General features: G+C 65.9%; 11 protein-coding genes. 3 read left to right on the forward strand and 8 right to left on the reverse strand.

Annotated elements, in window-relative coordinates; all coding sequences use genetic code 11:
* Positions 1-12 precede the first annotated feature (12 nt).
* The 7 genes from BMX92_RS20910 to hisG all read right to left on the reverse strand — a co-directional run bounded on the left by BMX92_RS20910 (position 13) and on the right by hisG (position 7,568).
* Positions 13-2,232 (reverse strand): fused MFS/spermidine synthase, encoded by a 2,220-nt coding sequence (locus BMX92_RS20910; protein ID WP_093020153.1) that lies wholly within the window; start codon positions 2,230-2,232, stop codon positions 13-15.
* 48 nt (positions 2,233-2,280) lie between these two features.
* Positions 2,281-2,829 (reverse strand): GNAT family N-acetyltransferase, encoded by a 549-nt coding sequence (locus BMX92_RS20915; RefSeq protein ID WP_093020155.1) that lies wholly within the window; start codon positions 2,827-2,829, stop codon positions 2,281-2,283.
* Entirely contained in the window at positions 2,822-3,817 is a 996-nt protein-coding gene (hemB, locus tag BMX92_RS20920) for a porphobilinogen synthase (RefSeq protein ID WP_093020157.1), read from the reverse strand. Before hemB ends, BMX92_RS20915 begins: the two co-directional genes overlap by 8 nt.
* 66 nt (positions 3,818-3,883) lie before the next feature.
* Positions 3,884-4,798, reverse strand: coding sequence for a thiamine-phosphate kinase (gene thiL, locus BMX92_RS20925; RefSeq protein ID WP_093020159.1), 915 nt, complete (start codon positions 4,796-4,798; stop codon positions 3,884-3,886).
* Between the two features lie 108 nt (positions 4,799-4,906).
* Positions 4,907-5,353, reverse strand: a complete 447-nt coding sequence (gene nusB / locus BMX92_RS20930) for a transcription antitermination factor NusB (protein WP_093020161.1) — start codon at positions 5,351-5,353, stop codon at positions 4,907-4,909.
* Positions 5,354-5,498: 145 nt separating this feature from the next.
* Positions 5,499-6,788 carry a histidinol dehydrogenase gene (gene hisD / locus BMX92_RS20935; RefSeq protein ID WP_093020163.1) on the reverse strand — a complete coding sequence of 430 codons (1,290 nt, stop codon included), beginning with the start codon at positions 6,786-6,788 and terminating at the stop codon, positions 5,499-5,501.
* A gap of 117 nt (positions 6,789-6,905) precedes the next feature.
* Positions 6,906-7,568 (reverse strand): ATP phosphoribosyltransferase, encoded by a 663-nt coding sequence (gene hisG / locus BMX92_RS20940; protein WP_093020165.1) that lies wholly within the window; start codon positions 7,566-7,568, stop codon positions 6,906-6,908.
* Between the two features lie 96 nt (positions 7,569-7,664).
* Between hisG and BMX92_RS20945 the strand changes: the two genes are divergently transcribed.
* On the forward strand, positions 7,665-8,048 hold the full coding sequence (locus BMX92_RS20945) for a VOC family protein (RefSeq protein WP_093020167.1): 384 nt from the start codon (positions 7,665-7,667) through the stop codon (positions 8,046-8,048).
* A gap of 195 nt (positions 8,049-8,243) precedes the next feature.
* Here the strand turns inward: BMX92_RS20945 and BMX92_RS20950 are convergent, their stop codons facing one another.
* Positions 8,244-9,827 (reverse strand): M28 family metallopeptidase, encoded by a 1,584-nt coding sequence (locus BMX92_RS20950; RefSeq protein WP_093020169.1) that lies wholly within the window; start codon positions 9,825-9,827, stop codon positions 8,244-8,246.
* Between the two features lie 124 nt (positions 9,828-9,951).
* Between BMX92_RS20950 and BMX92_RS20955 the strand changes: the two genes are divergently transcribed.
* Both BMX92_RS20955 and BMX92_RS20960 read left to right on the forward strand, forming a co-directional pair.
* The gene (locus BMX92_RS20955) at positions 9,952-10,701 is read left to right on the forward strand and encodes a head GIN domain-containing protein (protein ID WP_093020171.1); all 750 of its coding nucleotides are present in this window, start codon (positions 9,952-9,954) and stop codon (positions 10,699-10,701) included.
* The gene (locus BMX92_RS20960; protein ID WP_093020173.1) at positions 10,653-11,372 is read left to right on the forward strand and encodes a GIN domain-containing protein; all 720 of its coding nucleotides are present in this window, start codon (positions 10,653-10,655) and stop codon (positions 11,370-11,372) included. The genes BMX92_RS20955 and BMX92_RS20960 overlap by 49 nt, the downstream gene beginning before the upstream one ends.
* Positions 11,373-11,662: the final 290 nt, after the last annotated feature.

Raw genomic sequence — 11,662 nt, forward strand, 5'->3', positions numbered from 1 at the left:
CACTTTCCTCTCTCATGGTCTGATCTTCAGCACCGGCAGGATGCTGGCATGGTCGTCGGTCCAGGCGGAAAAGCCGGGGCGCGGGCGCAGCAATTGCCAGTCCTGCGGCCGGGTCAGATATTCCAGACGGTCCAGTTGCGCCGGGTCGCGCGACAGGGCAACCCATAAAGACGCGGCATAGTGGCGAGCGTCATCCCGCTTGTCCGGCACATAATGGCGCAACCGCGCGTGCCATCCCTCCGCCGCCGCATCCCCCGCCACCACCGGGCGCAGGTCCAGATAGCGATTGGAAATATGGATCAGCAGCACGCCATTGCGCGCCAGCCGGCGGCCATAGATGTCCAGCGCCTCCCGCGTCAGCAGGTGCATCGGAATGGAATCGGAGGAGAAAGCGTCGATCACCAGCAGGTCCGCGCCGCCCGCCGGCTGCTGCGCGATCGTCATGCGGGCGTCGCCGATCACGATGTCGGCATGCGGCTGGCAACGCGACAGGAAGCTGAAATCGGCGGAATTGCGGGCGATGGCGACCATCGCCGGATCGATCTCATAGAAGCGCCAAGTCTGGCCGGGGCGGATATAGCAGGCCAGCGTCCCCGCCCCCAGCCCGACCACATCGATCCGCGCATGCGGCCCGAACAGCGTGGGCGCATGGCGCAGCGCCATACCCACGCCCGACAGCGGCGCATAGTAGCTGGTCGGGTCGGTCTCCCGGCCCTTCGTCAGATTCTGAATGCCGTGCAGGGTGGTGCCGTGGAACAGGATGCGTTCCTTGCCGTCCCGGTTCGCAACGCCATAGACGCCGAAATAGCTGCGCGTCAGCATGCCGCTGGCCGACTGGGACAGCTTCTCCCATCCGCTGAGGCACAGCATCAGATAGAGGAGTATCCCCGCGCCCAGCAACCGATGACCCAGCGCCAGCACGCCAAAGGCGATGATCGTGGTGAAGCAGATCGTCTTGATCAGCGGCGATGTCCATCCCGGCACCAGCCCACCACCGATGATCGACAGGGCCAGCCCCGCCAGCAGCATCGCCGTCGCCAGCCAGACCCGGCGCGCCGGGCTTTCCCACAGAAGGCGCGGCAGCCGCAGCGTCGACTCGCGCGCCGGCAGCAACAGCGCGGCGGCAGCCAGCAGGGCGGGATATTCATAGGTCCAGTCGAAGATCAGCGGGGCTATCAACGCACAGAACAGCCCGCCGATCATCCCGCCGACCGACAGCAGCAGATAGAATCGAGTCAGATGCGCCGCCGCCGGGCGCTGATCGTAGAGGCGGGCATGGAGCGCGGTCGACACCACGAACAGCGCCGCCAATATGCCCAGCGCCACGAAGACCGGGAAATGGATCGTCCCGGTAAAGGCGATGCAGGCGCCGATCAGCAGGATGATGGGTGCGATCAGGCTGCACAGGTCCGCCACGCCGCGCCGGGTGGCGAAGGCCGCGCTGAAACTGAGCAGATAGAGACCGAGCGGCAGCACCCAGAGCAGCGGCATGGCGACGATATCGGTGGTCAGATACAGGCTGGTCGCCAGCATCAGGCCCGACGGCACGGCCGACAGCGCCAGCCAGTGCAGCATCTGCCGCCCACCCGGCGCGGGGGTATCGGCGGCTTCGCTGGCGACTTCGCCCGGCGCGTCGGGCGGCAATCGCCGCGCGCTGACATAGACCAGGAAGAAGAGCGCGCCATAGCAGAGCGACCAGAAGAGGCTTTGCGCCCGCAGCGCCAGAAAGGGTTCGACCAGCAGCGGATAGGCGATCAAGCCAGCAAAGCTGCCCAGATTGGACGCGGCATAGAGCGGATAGGGATCGCGCCCCTCCGCCAGCGCATACCAGCGCTGAAGCAGCGGCGCCTGCGCCGCGACGACGAAGAAGAGCGGCCCGATCGACGCGGCGAGCAGCCACAGCACCCACAGCGCCGGCTCCATCTGCTGCGGCGGCTGCCATGTCGCCAGCCCGATCGGCAGGAAGATGGCGGAGAGCAGGAATAGGCCCAGATGGATCAGCGCCTGCCGCCGCGCGGGAAAGCGGCCCAGCAGATGGGCGTAGGCATAGCCCGCCAGCAGCAGCGCCTGATAGACCAGCATCGCCGAATTCCACACCGACGGCGCGCCGCCCAGACGCGGCAATGCCATCCGCGCGATCATCGGCTGGACCAGAAAGAGCAGGAAAGACCCTGCGCAGATGGTGAGGATGAAGCGGGTGCGCGTGCCGATCAACTCATTCCCCTTCCCCATGCCCCGATCATGGTCATGCCGCAGGAGGCGGCGGATGTTAAGAGGCGATCAATCCGGCCGGTCCAGCGCATAGACGATATGGCGACATAGCGGATGGCCCGGCGCAAAGTACGGATGATCGAAATCCATAGCCGCCTGCCGCGCCATGCCCAGCCGCTGCATCAGGCCCCAGGACGCGCTGTTGCCCGGCACGGTATAGGCGATCACCCGCCGGTCGGGCAGGTTCGCCCAGCACCAGTCGATCGCGGCCTGCGCCGCCTCCCGCGCAAGGCCCTGCCCCCAATGGCTGGCGGACAGGCGCCAGCCCAGTTCGACTTCGCCATAGATGGGCGTGGCCGGGTGTCGTCCCCGGCGCGGGCCGCAAAAGCCCAGTATCGCGCCATCGGCGCGGCTTTCGATGATCCAGAAACAATGGCCGGTCTCGGCCTGCATCCGGGCCATAGCTTGTTGCATGTCGGCATAATGGCTGCGCGGTTGCGATCCGCCAAGCCAGCGCATCACATCGGGCGTGTCGAGCGCCAGCATGAACGGATCGATATCGCCCGCGCGCCATTCGCGCAGGATCAACCGATCCGTTTCAAGCCGGAATTCAGCCATTCAGCAGGCGCGCGGCGTGCAGCGCATGATAGGTCAGCACACCCGAACAGCCCGCCCGCTTGAACGCCAGCAATGTTTCCAGCACCAGCGCGTCGCGATCCCCCGCGCCCGCCGCGGCGGCATGTTCGATCATCGCATATTCGCCCGACACCTGATAGGCGAAGACCGGCACGGCAAAGCGATCCCGCACCCGCGCGACGATGTCCAGATAGGGCAGGCCCGGCTTCACCATCACGCTGTCGGCCCCTTCGGCCAGATCCAGCGCGACTTCGCGCAGCGCTTCCTCCCCATTGGCGGGGTCCATCTGATAGTTCTTCTTGTCGCCCTTCAACAGCCCGCGCGATCCCACCGCATCACGGAAGGGACCATAGAAGGCGCTGGCATATTTGGCGGCATAGGCCATGATCTGGACATTGACGTGGCCGCCCTGCTCCAGCGCCGCGCGGATCGCGCCGATGCGGCCATCCATCATGTCGCTGGGCGCGATAATATCCGCCCCGGCCGCCGCCTGATTGAGCGACTGGCCGATCAGCACGTCGATCGTCGCGTCATTGAGGACATAGCCGCTATCGTCCAGCAGCCCGTCCTGCCCATGGGCGGTATAGGGGTCGAGCGCCACGTCGGTCAGGATGCCGATATCGGGCGCCGCATCCTTGATCGCGCGGATGGCGCGGCACATCAGATTGTCGGGATTGAGCGCCTCTTCGCCCGCATCGCTGCGCCGGTCCGGCTGGGTATTGGGGAACAGGGCAAGGCAGGGAATGCCCGCGTCGCGCGCGTCCTTCGCGCGGGCGACCATCAGGTCCACCGACCAGCGCGATACGCCCGGCAACGCAGCGATCGGTTCCTCGACGCCTTCGCCCTCGGTCACGAAGAGCGGCCAGATCAGATCGCTGGGCGACAGGCGGTTTTCAGCGTGCATCGCCCGGCTCCAGGCGGCAACACGGGTACGGCGCATACGCAGCGCCGGATAGGGGGCTTGGGTCATGGCAAGGGGTGTAGGCGCGGCCGCCGGGGGGATCAAGCCGGGCAGTTTGTCCCAGTGCCCGGCCTTCTAGCCGTGCTCCCAGCCCAGCCGATCAGGCAAGGGCAGGATCGCGCCGTCGATCTTGAGCGTCAGTCCGGTCCCTTCGCTCACATGACCGACCGGGATCGCCCGGACCGGCGGCGCCATGCCGGGCGACAAAGCGAAGAGCAGTTCATAATCATCGCCCGCGCGCGCGGCCGCGATCTGGACGGCGGTGCTGGCGCCGCGCACCTTTTCCAGCGCGCGCGACAGCGGGATATGGTCGATGGTGATGGCGACCCCGCTGGCCTGCGCCATGCGCAGGGCATCGATCAGCAGCCCATCGGACACATCCATCATCGCGCTGGCGACGGGCGCCAGCAGCGCGCCCTCGGCGATGCGCGGGCGGGGACGGCGATAGGCCTCCACCAGCGGGCCGGACGCGGCGGGATCTGCGCGGGCCAGGTCCAGCCCGATGCCCGCATCCCCCACCGGCCCTGTGACATAGAGCCGGTCGCCCGGCTGCGCCCCGCCGCGCGTGGGGACGGCCCCCGTCGCTTCGCCGATGGCGGTCAGGCTGTAGCTGCGCGCGCTGCCGTCCGGCATCCGCACCGTATCGCCGCCCAGCAGCGGCATGGCGTGCCGCTCCAGCGCTTCCCCCAGCCCCTCCAGAAAGGCCGCGTCCCAGCCATCGTCGCCCGACAGCGCATAGTTGAGCAGGCAGCCGACCGGGCGGGCGCCCTTGGCCGCCAGATCGGACAGGTTGACCGCCGCCAGCTTCCAGCCAATGTCGGCGGGCGGATCGGTGGGAAGATAATGGACGCCCTCGACCATCGTGTCGCTGGTCAGGATCAGGCGCGCCCCGCCGACCGGCAGGATCGCGACATCGTCGCTCAGCCCCTGCGCCGCCGGATCATGGGCCAGCAGGCGCAGCAGGGTGAGGAAGCGGGATTCGGCGGACATGGTGGGAAGGTAACCCAATTGCCATCTTTGTGCTCCTGCGAAAGCAGGAGCCCAGGGTAGGGTACGTGCCCTGCATCCTGGGCTCCTGCTTTCGCAGGAGCACGGAAATTATTTGCGCACGTCCTTCGACACGCCATCGAGCAGGCCGTTGACGAAGCCAGCCTCGCGCTTGTCGTAAAAGGCGTGGGCGACATCGACATATTCGCTGATCACGGTGCCGGTGCCGACATCGGCCCGCGCAAGCAGTTCATAGGTGCCGGCGCGCAATATCTGGCGCATCGGCTTGTCGAGGCGATCGAGGCTCCAGCCGCTGGACAGGCGGGCGGCGATCAGGCCGTCAATCTCTTCCCGGCGGCGATCCACGCCCTGCACGACATCGTCGAAAAAGGGTTCCTCCGCCGGGGCATAGGTCACATCCTCGATCGTCGCGCCCAACCGGTGCTGATGGAATTCGTGCAGCAGGATATGGACGGGCGTACCCTCCATTTCGAGCTGGTACAGCGCCTGAACCGCGGCAAGGCGCGCGGCGGAACGGGATTTGGAGCGTTCGTTCATAATTCTTTCCTTAGCCGTTCGGGCTGTTTTTTCGAGTCACTGGCCTCGAAAAAATGTCGAAGCCCATGACCGAACGCAGTTGAGGTCTATTGCCTTCGCCAATGCTCAGGCGCGCCCTTCGACTTCGCTCAGGGCGAACGATATTCTATTTCAAACGCAAAGCCACCGAAGCGGCATGCGCGGGCAGCCCTTCCGCTTGCGCCAGCGCGACGGCGGCGGGGCCGATCGCGCGAATCGCGGCTGCGTCAAGGCTCAGGAAGCTGGTGCGCTTCATGAAATCGAGCACGGACAGGCCCGAGGAGAAGCGCGCGCGACGGCCGGTCGGGAGCACATGGTTCGGCCCGGCGACATAATCGCCCACGGCTTCCGGCGTCATGCGCCCCAGGAAGACCGAACCGGCATGGCGGACCTGCGCGAAATAGCGGTCGGGATCGTCCACCGCCAGCTCCAGATGCTCGGCCGCGAGCCGGTCGACCAGCGGCATGGCCTCGTCCAGATCGCGAACCAGGATGATCGCGCCATTGGCGTCCCAGCTCGCGCGGGCGACGGCGCTGGTGGACAGCGCCGGAATCTGGCGCTCGACGGCCTGCGCGACGGCATCGGCAAAGGCGGCATCGTCGGTGAACAGGATCGACTGGCTGGTCGGGTCATGTTCCGACTGGCTCAGCAGATCGGCGGCGGTCCATTCGGGATCATTCTTGCCATCGGCGACGACGACGATTTCGGATGGACCAGCGACCATGTCGATGCCGACCACACCGTAAAGCTGGCGCTTGGCCTCCGCGACCCAGGCATTGCCGGGGCCGGTGATGACGTCGACGGGCTTGATCCGGTCGGTGCCATAAGCGAGCGCGGCCACCGCCTGCGCCCCGCCGACCCGCCAGATTTCCTCGATCCCGGCGATCTGCGCGGCGGCCAGCACCAGCGGATTAATCTCGCCATTGGGGGTCGGCGTGACCATGGCGATGCGCTGCACGCCCGCGACCTTGGCCGGGATGACGTTCATCAGCAGCGAACTGGGGTAAGCGGCCCGCCCGCCCGGCACGTAGAGGCCAGCGGCGTCGACCGCGCTCCAGCGCGCGCCCAGACGAACGCCTGCGCTGTCCACGCCATCGCTGTCCACCGGCTTCTGCTTTTCATGATAGGCGGTGATGCGCGCGGCCGCGAGTTCCAGCGCATCGCGCAAATCGGTCGAAAGACCATCGAGCGCCGCGCGGGTTTCCGCTCGCGTAACGGACCAGCCGCTGACATTCAGGTCATGCCGGTCGAAACGCCGGGTATAGTCGGCCAGCGCCGCGTCGCCGCCAGCGCGCACCGCCTTCAGGATCGCGGTCACATCGCGCGACACATCCTCGTCCGCCTCGCGGCGAGCGTCGACCAGCGCGGTGAAGGCGGACGCGAAGTCCGCGTCGGTGGTGGAAAGGCGAAGGGTCATGATCTTTCATCCTCGCCCGGAAATAGTCCGTGTTCCTGCGCAAGCAGGAACCCAGGGTTCAACAGAACAACCCAGCCGCCCTGGGCTCCTGCCTTCGCAGGAGCACGTCGGAGAAAATCACGCCGCATCCTTCACCCCCACGGCGGCGCGGAAGGCGTCGATCAGCGGCGTCAGTTCGGCCGAGCGCATCTTGTACGCAGCCCGATTGACGATCAGGCGCGCTGAAATCTGCATGATGATGTCGGTTTCGACCAGACCATTGGCCTTCAGCGTCGCACCCGACGACACAAGGTCCACGATCCGGCGGGACAGGCCCAGCGAGGGCGCCAGTTCCATCGCGCCATTCAGCTTCACGCATTCGGCCTGAAGCCCGCGCGCTTCATAATAGCGGCGGGTGAGATGCGGATATTTGGTCGCGACGCGGACATGGCTCATCGCCGCCTGGTCCTCGTCAGCGGCATCGACCGGCTCGGCGACCGACAGGCGGCAATGGCCGATATCCAGGTCGACCGGCGCGTAAAGTTCGGAATAGTTGAACTCCTCCACCACGTCGGAACCGACGATGCCGATCTGCGCCGCGCCATGGGCGACGAAGGTCGCGACGTCGAACGCGCGCACGCGGATGATCGACACGTCGGGCCGGTTGGTGGCGAAACGCAGCGCCCGGCTCTTCTTGTCATGAAACTCCGCCTCCGGTTCGATACCGGCTTTGGCAAGCAGGGGCAGCGCCTCGTCGAGGATGCGGCCCTTGGGGATGGCGAAGGTGAGGGAGCGAGTCATGACCGGCGCGCCTTACTTGGCGGGGCGACAAAGGGCAAGGTTTCGCGCCCTTTCCCCGCCATTCCCATCGACAGGCTTCTGGGGTAAGTCGCCGCCATGCCCAGCATCCACCATATCGCCATCATCTGTTCCGACTATGAACGCTCGCGCGCCTTCTATCGCGACATATTGGGATTTCCCGTCCTTCGCGAAGTGTGGCGCGCGGAACGGGAAAGCTGGAAGTGCGATCTGGACGCGGGCAATGCCCAGATCGAGCTGTTCTCCTTCCCCACGCCCCCGGCTCGCCCGAGCCGCCCCGAAGCCTGCGGATTGCGGCATCTGGCCTTCCTGATCGACGATATCGACGCGGAAGTCGCGCGCCTGACCGCTGCGGGCGTGGAATGCGAACCCATCCGCATCGATCCCTATACCGATCAGCGCTTCACCTTCTTCACCGATCCCGACGGCCTGCCGCTGGAACTGTATGAACGGGCTGCGTGATAAAAAGCCGGAATCAAAAAACTTCCGTTCGGGCTGAGCCTGTCGAAGCCCAGCCCTTCTCTTGAGACACTTAAGAAAAGACAGCCCCCTTCGACTGCCTGCCAAGGTCCAAAGCAGGCACGTGACTGCTTCGGACGCTCAGGACAGGCTTCGGCAGGCTCAGGGCGAACGGATTATATGTGAAGCGCGCTATTCCTACTTTGCAAAACGCTTGAAGAAGCTGTCCGCATTCCAGGCCGGGCGCGCAGGCGTGTTGGCGACGCGCAGCGTGACGGCGGTGACATAATCATTCAGCTTCGCCGTCTCGGCTGGCAGCACCGGCTGGTTGAGATCATCGAAGGGCGAGTGATAGAGATTGGCGCGCCAGGCCTTTTCGGTGTCGGCCTCCGGCGTGCCCGCCTTGAACCCATATTTGAAGAAGAGCGCGGGGATGCCTTCGCGGATGAAGGCATATTGGTCCGACCGGATGAAGACGTTCCGATCCGGGAAGGGGTCAGGCGTGATCGGCAGGTTCATCGCCGCGCTGACCGCCGCCGCATCCTGACCCAGGCTGCTCTGGTCATAGCCGATCGGCGTGACGGCTGTCAGCGGGAAGATGGGCAGCGCCATGTCGAAATTCAGGTCGGCGACGATATCCTTCTGCGGCACGGTCGGCCGCCGGGCGAAATAGCGGGCGCCCAGCAGCCCCTTTTCCTCCGCCGTGACGAAGGTGAAGAGGATGGAGCGCTTCGGCTTCACCTTCCCGGCCTTCAGCGCGCGGGCGATTTCCAGCAGGCTGGCCACGCCCGACGCATTGTCGAACGCGCCATTATAGATGGCGTCGCCCTTGATCGGCGTGCCGATGCCATAGCCGTCCAGATGGGCGGACAGGACGACATATTCGCCGCGCAGCTTCGGATCGCTGCCGGGCATGACCCCGACCAGATTGGGCGAGGAGAGGTCGCGGCGGGTGGCGGCGACCTGCGCCTTGAACCGCAGCGCCAGTGGGAAGCTGGCGACCGGGGCGGAGGCATCGGCGGCGGCGGCGATCGCGTCGAAATCCTTGCCCGTACCGGCGAAGAATTGCGCCGACTTGGCCGGGTCGAACTGCGCGCCCAGGAAAGGCGTCTCCGTATCGCGCAGCGCCTTGTCCGCATAATAGAGCGCCGGTGCGCTGGCCAGCGCCACGCGGCGCACCCAGGGAATTTCCACCTGCTTGGGCGTGACCAGCGTGATCATTCCCAGCGCGCCCTGCGCCGCCAGCCAATGCGCCCGCTCCGAGCGGGCATGGGATTTCAGCGCACCCGAAATATTGGACGGCCCGCCCGACAGAACGACCACGATCTTGCCCTTCAGGTCCAGCCCGGCAAAATCATCATGCCCCGCTTCGGGCAGATGCAGGCCATAGCCGGCGAACACCATCGGCGCGTCGATGCTTTCGGGCACCGGCCCGCCACCGCCAGCAAAGATGAGGTCGCCCGGCACCGCCAGCGACACCGCGCCCTGCGGCCCGACCAGCGAAGCGCTGCTCTTGTCGGACTGGATCACCTGCTCGACAAAGGCGACCGGCTGCTTGTAGCCGTCCACGCCCATCGGTTTCAGGCCCAGCGCCTGCATCTGCGCGATCACATAGTCGGCCGCGCGATCATAGCCCGGCGTCCCGGTGCCGCGCCCTTCCATCCCGTCATTGGCGATCGCCTGCACATGGCTCCACCAGCGCGCCCCCTTTTCCTCGTTGGTTTCGGCATGGGCGGCGACGGAAAGCGCTACCAGAGGCAGGGCAAGAAGAGTGAGGCGCATGAACAGGGAGACTCCGCGATTTTCAGATATATAGTCTGGCTTCAACCCGTCCGACGAACAAGAGGCTTGGAACCGCCACCCCGCATGTGTATTATCACGGCAATACACGATATGGAGATTTGCGATGCCCCGCTCCCTGCCCCTGCTGGCCCTCACCCTCTCCGGACTGGCCCTTTCGACCAGCGCCTGCTCGCGCACCGATGAAGCGCCGACCGCCGCGGAGGTCGCGCAATCCGCGCAGGATTGGGCGACCCTCAAGGATTTCGACGCGATCGACGCGACCGGGCCGGACAATGTCTCCGTCACCATCGGCGACGCTTTTTCCGTGAAGGCCGATGGCGACTCTGCCGCCGTCGCCGACCTCGACATCAAGGTGAGGGGCGGCAAGCTGGTCATCGGCCGCAAGTCCAAGGGCAACTGGAGCTGGGGCCACAAAAACGGAGACAAAGGCGCGACCGTCCATGTCACCATGCCCGCGATCAAGTCGGCGGACCTGACCGGCGCGGGCGATTTCGATCTGGACAGAGCGGAAGGCGACAGCCTCTCCCTCTCGCTGACCGGCGCGGGCGATTTCCGCATCGGCGCGGTGAAGCTCAAGACGCTGAGCACCGACATCACCGGCGCGGGATCGATCAGGATCGCCGGCACCGCCGACAAGGCGGCCCTGTCCATCACCGGCGCGGGCGATATCGACGGCGAAGCGCTGAAAGTCGGCACGGCGAAGATCGACATATTGGGCGCCGGCGATATCGACATTGCCTCCGACGGCCAGGTCGCTATCAGCATCATGGGTCCGGGCGATGTGACGGTGAAGGGCAAGGCGCAATGCACGACAAGCGGAGTTGGTCCCGGCGAGGCGCGCTGCGCCCCCTGATCCTGATCCCCATGGCGATCGCCGCGCCCGCGAGTGCGGCGACGCGCGGCTATACCCTCACCAGTTTCGACGCGATCCGGGTCGACGCGCCCGTCACCGTCATCCTGACCACCGGCATGGGCGTGTCCGCCCGGGCCGAGGGCGGCCAGACCGCGCTCGACCGGCTGAAGGTCGAAGTGTCGGGCCGCCTGCTCACCATCAGCATGGACCGGCAGGCCGGTGAAAAGCGCAGCGGCGCCGCGACCCTGCGCCTGTCGACCGGCATGGTCGAGCGGGTGGTGCTGACCGGCGGCGGATCGATCGCGATCAACCGGATGAAGGGGCTGCGCGGGGAAATCATCCTGGGCGGCAATGGCGATGTCGGCATTGCCGATGTGCAACTCGATCAGGTCGATGTGACGCTGGCGGGTGGCGGCCGGGCGACGCTGAGCGGGCACACCGGCGTCGCCAATATCCGCCTGACCGGGCCGGGCAGCGTAGCCGCCGAGCCGCTGCGCGCGCGACAGGCGACGATCTTCAACGATGGCGCGGGCAATATCGCCCTGACGACCGACGTCAATGCGACGGTGACGTCCACGGGAACCGGCGACGTGACGATCGCGGGCAAGCCGGCCTGCACCGTCGACAATCGCGGCGTCGGCAAGGTGATGTGCGGCGGCGAGAGTTATTAGAGCATTGCCCGCAAAATCGGGATCAGTTCAGTATCCGTTCGCCCTGAGCCTGAACGGGTCATATTTAAAGTTCAATGCTCTTTAAATTGGTTTGACCCACGCCGTCATTGCGAGCGCAGCGAAGCAATCCATGGGTACGCTAGTGGATTGCTTCGCTGCGCTCGCAATGACGATCCAATAAGAACGCATCCCGATCTAGAGCGGGATGACGTTTGGCTGATTCAAGCGGGATTCCCTTTGGGGTGATTTTCTGATTCAAGATGCTTGCTGGGCATGGAGGCCAGCGAGCA

Source organism: Sphingobium sp. YR768, from assembly GCF_900111125.1.
Lineage (GTDB): Bacteria > Pseudomonadota > Alphaproteobacteria > Sphingomonadales > Sphingomonadaceae > Sphingobium.